Genomic DNA, 15,479 nt, shown 5'->3' on the forward strand with positions numbered 1-15,479 from the left:
AATGATGACTTGTTGCTGCATAATATTATTCCTTATCAGTTTTTCATGACTTGATGTTTCGGGACTATCTTACTCTAACTCAAATCAGGATTGGAATTCGTACTTTGTTTGGTCTATGTTTTTAAAAGTTCTTGGAAAAATATTCAACCACCCATAACATTTGGTGATTTTTCTCATAAATCAAAACTTTCTGTTTTTTACATCAAAATAAATTTTATTATATAAATTAATAACATATAATAACTTCAATGAAAAACCCTTCAATACCCACTTATGTTAAGCATTTAGCGATTATTACTATCGTTATAGCTAATCTATGTGTGTTTCCTATTTTTCTAATGACTATAGATAGATTTTTAAAAATCAAACAAAAAAAGAATATAATTTACTTTCATAAAGGGGAATAACATGCGATTTTTATTTTTTTTAATCATATCAATTTCAATTGTAGGCTGTAGCTCAACTCATTTAAAACCTACAAAAATGTATAGTGGTGAAATTAAGCCAAAAAATGAAATAGCTATGATTTATATCGACTGGATAGGAGCTGGCCATTATTTTAAGGCTGGTAGTGCAACAATATACGAAGTTAATGATCAAAAAGTGTCTAAAAATCAATCTTTTTTTGGAAGTAATCAGTTAATCAGTGTAAACCCTGAAGAAATAAATTTAACGGTACATTCACTAATTATAGGTAGTTTTTTAGATACATACAGAGGGTTTGAAGCTTGGAATGTCTATACTCCAGTTCCTCCTTTCAAAGCAGATGCAGGAAAAATATATATTTTATGCCCTCATGGAAAAATAAGTAAAGGACCCGAAGATATTAAATTTAATGTTCACATATACCCCTTTACAGAAAATGAAATTTTCCAAAACAAAGGTCTGCCAGATTTCACTGCACGCCCTTGTAAAAACAGTGAAGAATTAAAAAACACTTCCCACAATAAGTAAGGTCTATTTTATTAGACAGGATTAGCCAACAGTTCGACTAAACCTATCTAAGCTATTTTATTTGAATAAATATTGTCTATTTTATTTTGTTCCACCATTTACATGATGGAACAAAAATGATTTAAGCAACTATTTTGCTTAAATTAAAGCCATTAAACTTTCAATTTCTTCAACGGTTTTGATTACATTTTTCGTCAAAACCAATGGTCCATTTTCAGTGACAACAATATCGTCTTCGATACGAATCCCGATACCACGCCATTTCGCATCAACCGTTTCATCATCAGGCGCTACATATAAACCTGGCTCAACGGTGACTACCATTCCTGCTTCATAAGCACGCCAGTCTTCGCCCGTTTTATAAGCACCCACATCATGTACATCCATACCGAGCCAATGACCTGTACCATGCATAAAGAATTGACGGAATGCTTCACTCTCAACCAACTCATCCACATTGCCACTCATTAAGCCAAGATCAACCAAACCTTGGGTTAAAATCTTTACAGCCACTTCATGTGGATATTTATAGTGATTGCCAATACGAGTTGCATCAATGGCAGCCAATTGAGCACCTAAAACAATATTATAAAGTGCTTTCTGCTCAGGACTAAACTTGCCATTGACAGGGAAAGTACGGGTAATATCCGATGCATAAAACTCATATTCACATGCAGCATCAATCAAAACTAAATCACCGTCTTTTAAAGGCTTGTTATTTTCAACATAATGCAAGATACAAGCATTTTCACCACCACCGACAATGCTGTTATAAGCAGGTACACAACCATTTTTACCAAAGATATAATTCAGCTCGGCTTCAAGCGCATATTCCATCATATCTGGCTTTACATTTTGCATAGCAAGCGTATGCGCCTCTGCACTGATATTGGCTGCGATCTGCATTAACTCAATTTCTTGTATTGATTTTTTCAAACGCATTTCATCAACAATACGGTCCAACTGAACCACTTCAGCGGGTGCGGCACCACCACGACGCTGTTGTGCATCTGCTTTTTGGATCCATTGACTGACACGTGCATCAAATTCCGCATTTTGGCCAATACGATAGTAAAGACGCTGTTTATTTAACAACTTGTCGATAATTTCTTCATCTAGCAGATCAATTGCATACGCTTCATCTGCATCATAGATTTCAATCGCACCATCAATCCCAGCACGATAGCCATTCCAGATTTCCATTTCACGATTACGTTCACGGCAGAACAAGCTATAGCTATATTCCTCACCTGCTTCAAAAGTTTCAATGATTGCAACCGCTTCTGGCTCGGCGAATCCAGTCAGATAATAAAAACTACTGTCTGCACGATATTTATAATCCGCATCGCGATTACGATACATTTCTGCTCGAGTCGCAATAATTGCAATGCTATTGCTGCCTATTTGTTTAGCAAGAAGATCACGACGTTGTTTGAAATCGGCTTGACTTAATTTCATATTGTCCTTCTGATGAAGATGAATGATTGTAAGTATCTTTATTTATACGAGCTTAAGGCACCGCCCGAGTTAACTCGGACGATGTGGGGTGAACATTTCGACAACCGTTTGCGGATCAGTCGCCTGATTATCTTGATTTCTGCTTTTGGCATGAAAGTTTTTCAATAATGAACTTTCAGCGACAGGAATCTTAGTACGACCAATTGATAAACTCACAGGAATCAAACGTACAAACTCATACAATTCCTGATAGCTTTCTTCACCCTCTTCATCATTATCAGAGTCTTCAAACTCAACTGCTGCAACATCTTGTAAATGTTCAATCAGCTCTTGTTCTTCACCACGAATATGACCCGAAGCCAAACCAAAACCTAGGACTACGCCTGCGCACCAATCGGCTAAAGCTTGCACACGATCTACAAGCAAATGGCTATCATCTGGAAGCATAGGCAAATAATCTAATTCATCATCTGACAAAGCATGAGAAACATCTTCTGCTTCATCCGTTAAACTTTCTAGTGCTTCTGGCTGTAAAGCTGGCACGTTGAGGGTGTTTAAAATTTGTGACCATTCATCGGTGGTTGGCGCTTGTGTGACACAAACTATACCTGTGAGTAAACCATGTAACTCACTTGGACTTGAAATTTCTTCAATCCCATTAAAATGAGCATTCCATTCCGTCCAACCTGAAATATCGTCTTGCATTCGTTTATCCAATCTCTATACTGCTGTATATATTACCTTTGATTGCAACTCTGTGCGACCTTCGTTATGTTAGAACAATTACAGCGTCTACAAGCGCATATTGGTGTTTTAAAAACACGCTTACATCATTTAGAGCGAGAGAATACTTCGCTTACTGAGGCTAAACAATTAGCTGAAACTGACCACCATGCACAAGTTGTGCAGAAAAATAGCATCATCACGCAAAAGCAGGAAGAAGTTGATAACTTAACTGAACAATTGTCTCAGTTACAAGATCAATTTAAACAACTGAATCAAGATGCAACAACTTTAGCGGAACGTTATAGCCGTTTAGAGAAAAGTACCACTGATTTAAAAAACCGCTTCCAAGAGATTTTGGCTGAGCGTAATGACTTACGTGTAAATAAAGAGAAGTTACAAGCACAGCAACGTCATAGTCAGCAAGAAATTCAAGATTTACAACAAGATCGTGATCGTTTGTTACAGAAAAATGAGTTAGCAAAATCTAAAGTTGAGGCGATTATTCAACGTCTTTCAATTTTAGGTACTGCACAGGATCAACATGCACAAGAAATTCAGCAACTCGCGCATCCAAATGCTGAAACTCAAGAGGAAACCTGATCATGAGTGAACCCATTGTTGTTGAGCTTCGCTTAATTGAACAGACCTTCCGTCTAAATACGACCGAAGATAAGCGAGAAGAACTTGAGCGTGCCGCTGAATTTTTAAATCAAAAGTTTCATGATATGCGCCGTAACGCACCACGTGTTGAACATAATAAACTTGTTATTATGGTTGCACTGCAAATGGCTCAAGAAGTGTTTAGCTTAAACAAATCATTACAGGAATATGCACATTGTGAGCATTTACTCCAAACGATTTTGGAAGATATAGAACAAACTGTTGAGTAAAATTGCACAAAGCCTCATCAATTAATAATTATCTTTACAAGTAGCGATTGTCATCGTGTAAAGATCAGTTATACTAAAACTGTCTCTAGGGTGTTCGCCAGTACGTCTAGTCCCCTGCCGATACTTAAATTTATGGATGTGTCCTGTATATTTTGAGTGTATGCCTACCCCGAGTAGGAAACCCAGTAAGTATGCGTCACCTCCACCTTGAACTCATCGGGTTCAGGGTAACGACCATGCAGCGGCATCTCTGGAGCAATTTTTTAATTATAAAAACAACAACTTATAACAACAAGAGCAGTTTAAAAACCTATTATTTACAACGGATTTAATCAAAAATAGGCTTATAGTAGGCTTCAAAAATATTGTGTTATATTGCCGTGTATCGTTTCGTACTTTTTAAATACCCATGAGCCAAAGATATAAACTTACAAAGACATTTATAGACAGCATCCCTCTCGAAGAAACTGGAAGCAAATTCTATCGTGACTCAGTAACGATCGGCTTTGGCTTAATCGCGACAAAGACGAAAACCTATTTTGTTGAGACGAGAATGCCCGATGGAAGAAATAAAAGGAAATCTATTGGTAAACATGGTGTCTACACTCTTGAACAAGCGCGAACCGAAGCGAAAAAAATATTATTGATGATGCACCAAGGTATTGATCCAGTTGCTCAGAAAAGACAATTAAAATCAGATTTTAAATCTGAAAAAGAATCTAATGAATCAATTCCAACACTTGAAAAAGCTTATGAAGTATATAAGAGCAAAAAGAAGCTTAGTAAAAATACTATTGATGCATATGATCGATGCGCAAATGACTATTTTAAAGAATGGAAAAATATCAAAATAACCGATATTTCTCAAAGAATGACTTTAAATAAACACATGGATTTGTCTCAACGAAGTTTAGCGCAGGCAAATTTAGCAATGAAGTTTTTATCTGCAGTCTATAACTTCAATGCATCAATTCTTTATAACGATAATGATGAAAAAATTATTACTGAGAAAAGCCCTGTAGGGGTTATTTATAAAGAGAAAAAATGGAACAAGATCAAACGTCGTAAAGGTTACATTCGATCTGACCAGATACATGACTGGTCACTAGCAGTATGCACAACCTGGTGGGCTGGCAATCAAAACGCAAATCATCGAGGATACACTAACCAGGACTTCTTATTCCTATTGATCTTGACTGGATTTCGTAGAGAAGAAGGTGAAACTCTTGAGTGGTCAAATGTTGACTTAAAGTACGGAACTATAAAAATTCAAGACCCCAAAAACCATGAAGATCTCCTTCTACCAATGGGGGAAATGCTTTGGTATATAATGTCTGAACGGAAAAAACTTGCTGGCAATAATAAGTATGTTTTCGCTGGTGATACGCTTGATTCACACATCGTTGATAAGCGTGAAGCACGGTATACGATAATTGAAACAACAGGCATTCAATTTACATTTCACGACTTGCGTAGAACCTTTGGAACGATCGCAAACAGCTTAGCAATCGGCAGTTATACAATTAAAAAACTAATTAATCACACTACTGAAGATGATGACAATGATGTGACTGATGGATATGTTCAGGTAACTTTTGATGATCTTCGTAAAGCTATGAATATGATTGAAAATGTTGTGCTGTCTGATATTTCCAAAGCTTTAATCAAAAATAGAATTTACTTTGAACAAGACAAATCAATAAGAAATATTCAAGAAAAATGGATGGAGCATAATGATAATATTGTCAAAAATTATGCATTGTAATCTTCATTAACAGGCTGATTAAAAGATGAAATCAACAGGGCAATTCATAAACGATACACTTCAACACTCATTCCTTATTTTATGGAAAGAAGATAAGCAAAAATGGGAAGTTGGTTGTGCTTTGTTAAAAATAAACCTGCAAGCTGACACATATGCTGAAGCAATTCAATCATTAGCAAAAGCTATTTTAGATTACAAGTTATCACATGAATTCTCTGAAATAATAGAGAACGATAAAGAGGATTACTTAAAATCTAGTAAATAATGTTTTACATAACCTTTAAAAAGCGACACGAAATGTCGCTTTTTACTTTACCCACAATCCTTTGAATTTGAATTTATTAAATGATGGCTATAAGATCAAACTTGATTCTGTAACTTAATCAAGAGTAACTATTATGGCCTCTAAATCTATCCCTATCGAAAACCAAGACTTCCCCCAAGACAACTTCGCACAAGATTCTTTTGATGAATCTATCCAAGAATCATTTGATGACGTAACTCAAGAATTAGACAATGATTTTAGCCAAGATCAAATTTATGACGATATTGCACAGCTTGAAGCACCTGAAATAGTGAACCAACAGAAAAAGAAAAGGTGATTTGTATGAGACCCTATTATCTTAAAAATGGCAATAAATATATGCACATAGAGACTGACTTATTTGAAGATTATCAAGACTATTCTGACATCAGTGCTATGTACAATCAGAAGTACATTTTTTCAGAAAAGAAAGAAGGTGCTAAAGAGTTTCACACAAAAGATGATGCTGAACGATATTTGACTTTATATCGACGAAAACTGAAAGGTTTTGTTGCAGTGACTGAATAAACTTATAATTGTGAAAATATTTGCTCAGAAAACACATTATCTCTCAGTTTTAGCGCAGATTTTTGCACATTTTATTTAAAAAATGCAGTTATAAAAACGCTCACTATCAATGAAGATGATGAGCGTTTCTAAATTAGGCTTCAGTGACACCAGTTGCCTTTACATTACTTAGAATCGGCAAGTCATAACGATGATCGGCAGGTTTGTTAGCTACGCCATACCACATAAAAGCTTCAAAATCAGATTCGCTATATAATGCATAACAAACCATATTTGACTGATTACCGCCAAGGCATACTAGCTTACCGCTTGATTTATCTTTACCGATAACAAAGCAAACATGACCACCACCAATACGGGTTTTAACTGCTACGCAACCGTAAGCTGGTTTTGTAAGTTTAGTTCCACCACTTAAATACGCTAAAGCTCGAAACCAATCTTTAGGGAATTTAATGCCTGCGGTTTGTAAACAGTGAGCAACGAAAGTTCCACACCAAGGCGTTTCGTCATCCATCCACCATGCGCCAAGTGCTTTTAACCAGCTTAAAATGGTTGGTGAATGTTTAAATTTGCTTGTATCTTCTTTCAAACCGATATGCTTTCGCGCTTCAGCAATCCAAGGCAATTCAGGATAATTGCTCATTCTTCATTCACCCCTTTAATCTCTTTTTTGACTTCTTTTGCTACTTCAAAAATCGTCGCGTTCTCACGAGAATTGATATAGTTAAAGGTCCAACGAACAATGGCCCAAAAAGGCAATCCGCAACAAAAAATGATTCCACCTAAGGCACACATACCGAACCAGTTTGACGACCAGTCATGTAAGCCAAATCGTTGAACGACAAGTGAACCACCTGCAATACTTCCAACGAGTGTCGTTACAAGGGAAATGACCCATTCTTTTCTTGATCGTGGTTCACGAGTCATGACAACAATCAAATATGCTAAAGACGCTGCAATAGACAAAATTGTGATCAGACCATAGAACTTCACAATTGCTGCTGCCCCCACTCCACTACTTACTGGCTCAGCCATTTTGTAATTCACCTAAGTTTTATTTAGATTTATTTTGAAGGATTGAAATTCTATGATTGAGATGATGTTCCAATAAAAAAACCATCTAAAAATAGATGGTTTTTTCAAGATTTGCTAAATATGGCTTATAGCTGCTAAGCAGAAATAGAATCCGCCATTTTCATCTTCTACAAAAGTCTGATTATCTCCTTGGTTGTGGATAAAGCTGGTATTAGATACGGGTACAAATCTAAATCTATGAGGAACATTATCAATATTTTGCATAAACATTGATCCATCCCAATCCCCTGTTATTTTTCCTGAATAAGAAGTTAGAAGCTGACTTAATGCATTTGAAATTTCACCGACATATGGCTCTGTTTCATCATCGATATAAATCTGCCAATTACCAGTTATGAAAAAGCCTATATTTTCTGTAGCTCCTTCACAACTAATGATTTGAGGGATTTCAGGATCCACAACCACTTGCCCGACACGTAAAACTTGAACACTAGGCACACCCGTGTCTAAACAATCTTGTACAGCTTGATAATCAATATTTGTAGGCTCATGGCCCAATTGACCGCGAATGTTACCTTGGTGAATGGTCATTGGCTTATCCACTCGACCACGCTTAAATCGACCAACAATTAAGGCTGAAGTTAGCCCTTCTTTAGTTTGTGTTCCGGTCTTGTCTACTGTGCCTTGGCTTTGTATGCCAACAGCCTCACCTAATATCTTTGTTGTGTTCATCTTCTAGCGCTCATATTGTTGAAACATTTAATGACTTCATTGCCAAGTTTGAATAATGCATTGTGTCGTTGTGCTTCAATTTCTATTTCTTTTTTTCTCTCGTCCCAAGCATCTGAAGCGTAATAATCTGCTTCAAAACTTACAGGCAAACTTAACGCATCGAATAATGACATCTTGCAATGGTTTGATAGATTCTGAGCTGTACTAAGTAAATGACTTGTCCAGCTCTTTGATGATTCCGATAAAACAGGTAGAGGCACGAAATCGGATAGGCGCGTCATCTGCACCTCTTTGTACTACGAAACCTTCGTTGTTCACACTCAACTCTAAATGAGTAAAAAGCTTGCTATTTAGCTTTAAGTAATCAAGATAGATCAGATTAAATTCACTCTGAGGAAGCGTTTTTAAATAGCCAAGACGTTGAGAAAATTGCTGCTTATAAACTTGATCGATAGCACTACGGTCTGGGAATTGCCCTAAGTGCTCATGATTTTCATACTTAATCTGGAATGCTAATAAACAGGCAATCCATTCTGCTGCATTCATGCAGTGTGCTTCTAAATACTCTGCTTCACTGCCACTGACATGGCGTACAGTTACCCCGACTTCTGATACTTCATGAATCCAATCAGAATTTTCTTTAAAGCAATTCGAAAAATCAGTATTTGTTGAAAATAAGGTATTCGTCTGATTTTGAACATATTTGATCATCAAGAAATATCGTTCTTGAGCTGTCATCAACAAAGGTAATTGTGGATTCTGCAAAGCTTGGGACAAAAATGACGTTATCCGTTTCTCATTCAATTTTGGATCAATTGCAGCTACTTTTAACGCTTCATTAAAAGTAATTTCATTTAACTGATAGGTTTGCCCACCAATATGTATCGGATCAAAATTTAACATTTACTATCCTTTATTCGACTTTATATAGTTTACGAACATCTTTAGCATCCCAAGCTGCTCGACTAATCAGGCTTAAATTCACAGTAAGGCTTAGTCTATTACCTTCTTTGTCAATGGGTGCAACAATCGGCGCTGATACACTTTGGAGAATAAAAGGCATATAAGTTTTGCCGTGTGTGGTGACAGTGATGTAGGGAGGAATTAACCCGGAAAACAGACCTTCTCCGCCCTCTGAAATTAAATCTGTCAGAACGGTACCTTGTGATAAATGAGTCGGTAATGACCAAGACTGGAGATACATCAATTTGTTCTCGACTTCTGCTCGAGCATCTTTTAAAGCAATAAAGAAAACACTTAAGTTAAGATGAACTGAAGCTGTAGAAAGAAAGACTTGAGTTGTATTGACTTTATTAAGATTGGTTTTGCCTTCAACACTTTTTGCAAAATCAGCTAATGGTTGAAATCCCTTACTAATCAGATCAGCTGCAGCATCACCCAAATTGTTTCGAATCGCTGTACCAGCAGCGCCACCTGAAGCCAAAGCTTGCCCAGTTTGTAGGGCAGCCATCATCATAGGCATTTTTAATTCAGGATTAGAGTTCTCAAACGGCGTTTGCCATTGGCTTTCAAAACTAATATCCCCATCAGTCAAGAATGCTCGAATTGTAGGCTGTGACAAGTCGTACGAGAAAATTGGTTCTTTAGTTTCTGCATCACGTTCCATCGTGCATAGATTAAACTCAGCAAATTTATGTTTAGACACATAACCCCAGAATGGATCAGCACTATAATCCACGGGTAAAGTTGTCTTATCAGCATTTGCTGCCTGAACACCATTGATGTCATTTGCCATAAAAAAGCCCTATCTTAATAAGGCTATTTTTGATCTATTTGAATAAGTAAAAATAAACAAGTTCCAATCATGCAGCTTGTAAAGTGGCTTCGAACTCTTTAATTTTCTTAATGATCTCAGCTGACTTGTTATAAGCCATTACGACTTCTCCAAATTGATTTACTTCAGCAAACCAATAGCTTGTTAAAATCTTTTTAATGTAATCAACGTTTAATCCATCGCCATTAAAAACATAGTTGCTACGTTCAGTTCGCATATATAAACCATAATGCTCAAGCTGCTCATCGATTCTTAATTTTCGTGGTTTGACCTGTGCATCACGAATAAGTTCAAAAAGTTGTTCAGGACTTTCTGCATGTGAGAAATTCATATTTTTAGGATAAGTTGGTGCATCTTCTGGACTTGTGTGCCTTTCAATAATCACAATACGAGTATTAACACCGGTTCCAGCATTTCTAAATGTACTTAAAGGTAATGTGATTTCACCAACTTGATAAGCTTCTTTTTCGTTTGCAATCCAACTAGAAAGCTTTTCATCCATTGCACCACGAGGAATGAGTGCCACGATTCGACCACCATCATATAAGTGTTGGAACGCTTTCTGAACATGCTTAATTGCCAAGGAACCAGCATTTCCAAACGGCGGATTCATCACAATTGCATGATACTTGTTATTAGTACCGTGGACCTCAAAACCACTAACAATTACATTCGCACCTGTATTTGCCATTTTTGCACGACTTGCCAATGATTCAGTTGGTTCAATCATGGTCAGGTTGACATCATTAGGCGCAAATCGCCCTATTGCCCCATCGCCTGCGCTTGGTTCAAGTACATCATCGCCCTTATGTACACCTGCCCATTCGAGCATTTTTAAACCTAGCGGTTCAGGCGTTGCATACCACTCTTTACCCTCACGATTATTTCGGCTTTCGGTACGCTTACCTTTTGCATAGTAATAAGTCATCGCTTTGTCGAAAGGAGATAAACGCGCAATACGTGCATTTTCTTCATCGTAAGCTTTCCCACCTACGCCATCCATAAGTGAAGGCTCATGATATTCGGCTTCTTCATATGCTTCGATAAGCGCTTGCTTAATACTCACTAAAGCATCTTCGCCCTTGGCTAAGTTATCTACTGTCTCAGCTCGCCCTGCGATAGTTTCAGCAAATGCAGTCCGTTCCCAGTTTGTGCCTGTAGTAAAATAACGCTGAATCGCATTCGAAGCTTGCCCAACTCGATAAATACGCCCTTCAGTTTGACGAAGCTTGGCTGGCTTAATAGGTTGGCCAATGTTGATATTCACCCGTTGATGTGTCCCAGTTGTATCATGCAGTGAGATACCAGTAGAACCTGCATCTGATTGAACGATCAAAATATCAAAACCACTATTATCCTGGTTAAATAGATCAACGTTTTTTTGACGATCTTTCTTAGAAACACGGCCATTAAATAACAATGCATTTGGGAAAGCACGGCGTAGTGTTACTAGTGGAGAATTATAATTACAATTTAAGCGGACTAAATCAGATCGTTCTTGAGCAAACTCTTGATATTGTGCAGCTGCATCTTCGTTATATTTACCATCAATCGATTTAAATTGATCATCTGTAAACGCAAACGGTCTAAAACCTCCACCATCGTTATAATCGTGGAAAATAATTACTTTTCGCCCTAAAGCTAAATTCTTTTTGAAAAATGGAATGCCTTCTTCTGCTTTAATTGCCTCAAGCAACCGTCGGCGCGAAAGATAGTCAAATCGCTTATTCACGAGGCTACTCAAATCAGAGAATCGACTATTTCCATTGGCATCTTTAGCATCCCAAAGGTAGTCCAAACCTTCATCAATTTTTTGACCAATGTTAGATTTGATCAATACAAATTTACGGTCATAATCAAATTTTAATTCTAGTTCACGTCCAGCCAATGCCCCATTAGATTTCAGGCTTTCAGCAAATTGTCTTTCAAAAACACCTTGGTCAACTCCCCCATCTGGACGGGTCAATTTGTTATATCTCATTCTATAGCCGAAATTAGACATATAGAATCGCTCACGCGCACCGCCTGAATTGTATCCACCAGAAGAATTATTACTAAATTGCGATTCTGGTGATGTAAAATTAAAGAGATAACCCTCAGCCCAATCCACTGTTTTGATATAGGAAAATGGTGTTGCAGATAGGAAAACGACTTTTGCACGTTTCCCAGATTGTTCTGTCCAATTCTTTTCCCATTCAACCTTATAATCATGGATAAAAGCATTCCAATCATTGATCATCTCATCGGTACGTTCTTCCTCAGGTAATGCATAAGGATCTCGCTCAGAAAACCGCATTTTTGCCCAAGTGTAGAAACCTGCATGATGCCCAGATAAAGCCCTTAAGTTATCTAATGCAGTGGTTACTTCACCGTCCGCGCTTTGCATTAATGTATGTGCTTCATCAACAATGATAAGGTCCCAATCTTTCTTACCTAAAGATTTATTTTGACCAAAGTTTGCATATGTTGTGACAACAACATTTGAATTACTACCATTGTCTTGAATGCTTGATAATTGATGTATATCAATATTTAAAGGCTTACCTGACTTCACAAAGTCACGAGCAATTTTGTCGCTTAAAGTAATAATTAGAATATTTTGAGCACCAGAATTTAAGAATCGTTTGACGGTTCCCAAACCAGTGAAGGTTTTCCCAGTACCTGTACCATTGGTAAATAACATGCCGTTGCCATTATCAATGATTAAACGTTTTTCAGCTTTGACAATATCATCACATTGTTCGGGTAACAGATAAGGTAATGCTTCACTGATATTTTCAGGATCTCCCCATTCTGTAGGCGTTCCCTCTGCCTCAGCTTGTAATTTAGCTTTACCTTCTAACTCAACTCTAACTGACTTAGCAGATTGAATAATTGATTTATTTCGCTTGTCTCTAGTAGGTGATCCTGAGTTAAAAATCGCACGGCTTCCGCTGCTGTCATCCCCTGCAAGACTGGTTGGACTTCCCCCATTTGAAGGTTCATTTCCTCTATTTCCTGCGCCAAGTAAACCTGCATCATGATTTTCTGATATGCCAATACCACTGTTTCGGTATAGCCCTTGCTCAATAGAAGCTGTTCCTGTTGTTGAAGGCGTTGCTCCATCTCCATTTGATTCAGATTGAGGAATTGCTGATCTTCCTGATCCGCGACGAAGTTCGCTAAGTTGTGCCAAATCTGAATCGGTATCTGTAACATTAGAGAAAACCTCTTTAATTAATTGCTGATCATCTGTAAGTAATGAATCTGGTAATTCGAGAATATGCTTTGCACGGATTAGTGTGTGTTGGTTATAAATAAAGGCATATGGATCGTATTCTTTTGCTGTTTTGACAGGTACGCCAGCTAAAGAAATTACAAGTAGCGACTTCCCTTTTTTGGTGATGTATTCGACAAGCTCTTGCTCACAAGCATAATAAGCAATTGCTTGATTTAGTTTAGCAATTGGTTCATTGGCCGTTTGTTTAACGATATAAGCTTGTAAATTAGAGTCTAGTTTTTGGACTGAATCATTTAAAACATAGTCAGCAACTTGACCAAGATATTGATTATCTTTGTCTGTTTCTGCGAATGATAAGATTTTTTTTGCTTCGCCCAAATCAATTTCAATTTCACCAGAAATGATTCTTTTAAAGTAAATAGTTATTTCATCTATGCTTTGTAACGTTTGAATTAATTGATCAAGCGAACTAAGAACATTTGATGGTTTTAAGGCAAAGTTATTTTCAAATATGGACATACAACCCTCAACATGGGATTTTTTAACATCCTCATGTTAAAGGCAGTAAAGTGTATGATTTTTATAACGTTCCATTTAAATTTAAATAATTAATATTCTTCATCTAACAATTCTTCTAATAAGGCTATACCTGATTTTCCAGAGCGTTGAACAAAATCAAAAACTTTTTCTATTGATGTATATACGACTTTTTGAGTTTGATGCAGGCTGACACTTTCTTTCATATAGGTAACATTAAACTTATTTAATTCGTCCTTGGACTTAGGAGGTTCAGATTCAATTGGAATAGCATCATTTTCGAAAATATCTATATTTGAATCAAATGAATATATTTCAACTTCGATCGGTTTTTTAGGAAAAAGTACAATGTTAGTACCTATTTCAGATTGTGTTGATTTAAATGAAATACCATCGAAGTTTTCAGGATGCATATATGCTAAATATTCCGCTAAGACTTGTGTTATTAGATATTCGTCCTCGTGACCATTTACTATTGGAGAACTAATTAATTTATGTAATTTCTTCAAAAACCTTCGATGTGCAGATTGATCTTGGTAATCTGAGGCAAAATAACTTATAAGCCCATATGAATTTTCTAAATATTCAAAATTTAGAATTTTCAGTTCTCTTGTAGTTTCAAACTCGCCTACTACAATATAACTTCCGATTGATGGACGCATTTCAGCTATACAAGTGTCTGCATCAAATGCTCCATAGAAATTTGATATACCTTTAGCATTCATTCGTCCTTGCTGAGCATATTCAATCGGTGGTGGAGCTAGTTCTTGAATCGGGTTTAAAATATAACGTTCACTTTCACTAAGTGAATTTGCTCTACGTGCTCTATAAATCTTCGTGTTAATTGGGAGTAATTCTATTACATTTATTTTTTCATGACTAAACCCACCATTTTTATTTTCAACTTGTATAAAACACCATAATTTATTTAAATCTTTAAAAAGGAACTCAAATAATTTTCTAGCATTATCACTAAAAAATCTTCGTTGAGTTTTGAGTTCTTCAACAAGCCAGTACCATTGCCCTTGAAGATTTAAAAAATCATATCTATTTTCCACATAATTTTTATCTTCAGAGAAAAATGGTTCATCACAATCATCTGGATGCCAATATTCAGAATCAATTATCAAATCTACCAATTTTTCTGCAAATGAAATTTCAAATCCCATAATCTCATCTACAACTTCTTGAAGGCTCAACCCTCTTTGAACTAATTCAAAAGCTTTATAATCCTTATTAAAATATGGTACATGATTACCAATTCTGAAATTTTCCTCTATTACTTTTTTTAATAATTCAGCTAAGTCTTCACAACCAATAGCTATATTTCTTTTCTCACACTCTGAACAATTATGTGTTTCATTTTTTTCTTTAATTATCTCTTCTAAAATTTCATCATGTACACAATTGATACATATTGAAAAATCTACTTCACTGTCCATGTTTAACTCAATTCTTTAAGTTATTTAAAAATAAATAAAACCTATCGAATAATCAATATTGTTTCTAATAAGCCTAAATTAATTTTTAAAAAT

General features: G+C 36.3%; 15 protein-coding genes, 1 other RNA gene and 2 pseudogenes. 8 read left to right on the forward strand and 10 right to left on the reverse strand.

Annotated features, from left to right (window positions below):
• Window positions 1-408 precede the first annotated feature (408 nt).
• Entirely contained in the window at window positions 409-954 is a 546-nt protein-coding gene (locus AAV96_RS09260) for a hypothetical protein (protein WP_004880836.1), read from the forward strand.
• A 138-nt stretch (window positions 955-1,092) separates the two neighbouring features.
• On the opposite strand, the gene AAV96_RS09265 is transcribed toward AAV96_RS09260, so the two are convergent.
• Together AAV96_RS09265 and AAV96_RS09270 are read right to left on the reverse strand one after the other, a co-directional pair.
• The gene (locus AAV96_RS09265; RefSeq protein WP_046739092.1) at window positions 1,093-2,412 is read right to left on the reverse strand and encodes an aminopeptidase P N-terminal domain-containing protein; all 1,320 of its coding nucleotides are present in this window, start codon (window positions 2,410-2,412) and stop codon (window positions 1,093-1,095) included.
• 69 nt (window positions 2,413-2,481) lie between these two features.
• Entirely contained in the window at window positions 2,482-3,117 is a 636-nt protein-coding gene (locus AAV96_RS09270) for a UPF0149 family protein (RefSeq protein WP_046739093.1), read from the reverse strand.
• A 66-nt stretch (window positions 3,118-3,183) separates the two neighbouring features.
• On the opposite strand from AAV96_RS09270, the gene AAV96_RS09275 reads away from it, so the two are divergent.
• The 7 genes from AAV96_RS09275 (at window position 3,184) to AAV96_RS09300 (ending at window position 6,625) form a co-directional block, all read left to right on the forward strand.
• Window positions 3,184-3,738 (forward strand): hypothetical protein, encoded by a 555-nt coding sequence (locus AAV96_RS09275; RefSeq protein WP_005217581.1) that lies wholly within the window; start codon window positions 3,184-3,186, stop codon window positions 3,736-3,738.
• A 2-nt stretch (window positions 3,739-3,740) separates the two neighbouring features.
• The gene (locus tag AAV96_RS09280) at window positions 3,741-4,028 is read left to right on the forward strand and encodes a cell division protein ZapA (protein ID WP_004663177.1); all 288 of its coding nucleotides are present in this window, start codon (window positions 3,741-3,743) and stop codon (window positions 4,026-4,028) included.
• A 79-nt stretch (window positions 4,029-4,107) separates the two neighbouring features.
• Window positions 4,108-4,289, forward strand: a non-coding RNA gene (gene ssrS / locus AAV96_RS17980) — 6S RNA.
• Window positions 4,290-4,437: 148 nt separating this feature from the next.
• Entirely contained in the window at window positions 4,438-5,793 is a 1,356-nt protein-coding gene (locus AAV96_RS09285) for a tyrosine-type recombinase/integrase (RefSeq protein ID WP_046739094.1), read from the forward strand.
• 25 nt (window positions 5,794-5,818) lie between these two features.
• On the forward strand, window positions 5,819-6,058 hold the full coding sequence (locus tag AAV96_RS09290) for a hypothetical protein (protein WP_046739095.1): 240 nt from the start codon (window positions 5,819-5,821) through the stop codon (window positions 6,056-6,058).
• A 133-nt stretch (window positions 6,059-6,191) separates the two neighbouring features.
• Window positions 6,192-6,395, forward strand: coding sequence for a hypothetical protein (locus AAV96_RS09295; RefSeq protein ID WP_046739096.1), 204 nt, complete (start codon window positions 6,192-6,194; stop codon window positions 6,393-6,395).
• A 5-nt stretch (window positions 6,396-6,400) separates the two neighbouring features.
• Window positions 6,401-6,625 carry a hypothetical protein gene (locus AAV96_RS09300; RefSeq protein ID WP_004661774.1) on the forward strand — a complete coding sequence of 75 codons (225 nt, stop codon included), beginning with the start codon at window positions 6,401-6,403 and terminating at the stop codon, window positions 6,623-6,625.
• Between the two features lie 133 nt (window positions 6,626-6,758).
• Here the strand turns inward: AAV96_RS09300 and AAV96_RS09305 are convergent.
• From AAV96_RS09305 to AAV96_RS17770, 8 genes and pseudogenes are all read right to left on the reverse strand, one after another.
• Window positions 6,759-7,253: pseudogene (locus AAV96_RS09305) on the reverse strand (TIGR02594 family protein); the annotation flags it as partial.
• 11 nt (window positions 7,254-7,264) lie between these two features.
• Window positions 7,265-7,660 (reverse strand): hypothetical protein, encoded by a 396-nt coding sequence (locus tag AAV96_RS09310; RefSeq protein ID WP_046737836.1) that lies wholly within the window; start codon window positions 7,658-7,660, stop codon window positions 7,265-7,267.
• Window positions 7,661-8,131: 471 nt separating this feature from the next.
• Window positions 8,132-8,392: pseudogene (locus AAV96_RS18535) on the reverse strand (hypothetical protein); the annotation flags it as partial.
• On the reverse strand, window positions 8,389-8,565 hold the full coding sequence (locus AAV96_RS18280) for a hypothetical protein (RefSeq protein ID WP_004661767.1): 177 nt from the start codon (window positions 8,563-8,565) through the stop codon (window positions 8,389-8,391). The pseudogene AAV96_RS18535 and the gene AAV96_RS18280, both read right to left, overlap by 4 nt.
• 31 nt (window positions 8,566-8,596) lie before the next feature.
• Entirely contained in the window at window positions 8,597-9,295 is a 699-nt protein-coding gene (locus tag AAV96_RS09320; protein ID WP_046739098.1) for a hypothetical protein, read from the reverse strand.
• Between the two features lie 10 nt (window positions 9,296-9,305).
• The gene (locus AAV96_RS09325) at window positions 9,306-10,148 is read right to left on the reverse strand and encodes a hypothetical protein (RefSeq protein ID WP_004661763.1); all 843 of its coding nucleotides are present in this window, start codon (window positions 10,146-10,148) and stop codon (window positions 9,306-9,308) included.
• Between the two features lie 67 nt (window positions 10,149-10,215).
• Complete coding sequence (locus tag AAV96_RS09330) at window positions 10,216-13,926, reverse strand: DEAD/DEAH box helicase family protein (protein WP_046739099.1); 3,711 nt, start codon at window positions 13,924-13,926, stop codon at window positions 10,216-10,218.
• A gap of 89 nt (window positions 13,927-14,015) precedes the next feature.
• Complete coding sequence (locus AAV96_RS17770) at window positions 14,016-15,386, reverse strand: RES family NAD+ phosphorylase (protein ID WP_052750594.1); 1,371 nt, start codon at window positions 15,384-15,386, stop codon at window positions 14,016-14,018.
• Window positions 15,387-15,479: the final 93 nt, after the last annotated feature.

The organism is Acinetobacter sp. AG1 (assembly GCF_001005525.1).
GTDB classification, from domain to species: domain Bacteria; phylum Pseudomonadota; class Gammaproteobacteria; order Pseudomonadales; family Moraxellaceae; genus Acinetobacter; species Acinetobacter modestus.

Coding starts and splice junctions, on each gene's coding strand:
- AAV96_RS09280 (WP_004663177.1), top strand. CDS start 3,741: ATGAGTGAACCCATTGTTGTTGAGCTTCGCTTAATTGAACAGACCTTC.
- AAV96_RS09325 (WP_004661763.1), bottom strand. CDS start 10,148: ATGGCAAATGACATCAATGGTGTTCAGGCAGCAAATGCTGATAAGACA.
- AAV96_RS09330 (WP_046739099.1), bottom strand. CDS start 13,926: ATGTCCATATTTGAAAATAACTTTGCCTTAAAACCATCAAATGTTCTT.
- AAV96_RS18280 (WP_004661767.1), bottom strand. CDS start 8,565: ATGTCATTATTCGATGCGTTAAGTTTGCCTGTAAGTTTTGAAGCAGAT.
- AAV96_RS09270 (WP_046739093.1), bottom strand. CDS start 3,117: ATGCAAGACGATATTTCAGGTTGGACGGAATGGAATGCTCATTTTAAT.
- AAV96_RS09285 (WP_046739094.1), top strand. CDS start 4,438: ATGAGCCAAAGATATAAACTTACAAAGACATTTATAGACAGCATCCCT.
- AAV96_RS09300 (WP_004661774.1), top strand. CDS start 6,401: ATGAGACCCTATTATCTTAAAAATGGCAATAAATATATGCACATAGAG.
- AAV96_RS09275 (WP_005217581.1), top strand. CDS start 3,184: ATGTTAGAACAATTACAGCGTCTACAAGCGCATATTGGTGTTTTAAAA.
- AAV96_RS09265 (WP_046739092.1), bottom strand. CDS start 2,412: ATGAAATTAAGTCAAGCCGATTTCAAACAACGTCGTGATCTTCTTGCT.
- AAV96_RS09320 (WP_046739098.1), bottom strand. CDS start 9,295: ATGTTAAATTTTGATCCGATACATATTGGTGGGCAAACCTATCAGTTA.
- AAV96_RS09295 (WP_046739096.1), top strand. CDS start 6,192: ATGGCCTCTAAATCTATCCCTATCGAAAACCAAGACTTCCCCCAAGAC.
- AAV96_RS09290 (WP_046739095.1), top strand. CDS start 5,819: ATGAAATCAACAGGGCAATTCATAAACGATACACTTCAACACTCATTC.
- AAV96_RS09310 (WP_046737836.1), bottom strand. CDS start 7,660: ATGGCTGAGCCAGTAAGTAGTGGAGTGGGGGCAGCAGCAATTGTGAAG.
- AAV96_RS09260 (WP_004880836.1), top strand. CDS start 409: ATGCGATTTTTATTTTTTTTAATCATATCAATTTCAATTGTAGGCTGT.
- AAV96_RS17770 (WP_052750594.1), bottom strand. CDS start 15,386: ATGGACAGTGAAGTAGATTTTTCAATATGTATCAATTGTGTACATGAT.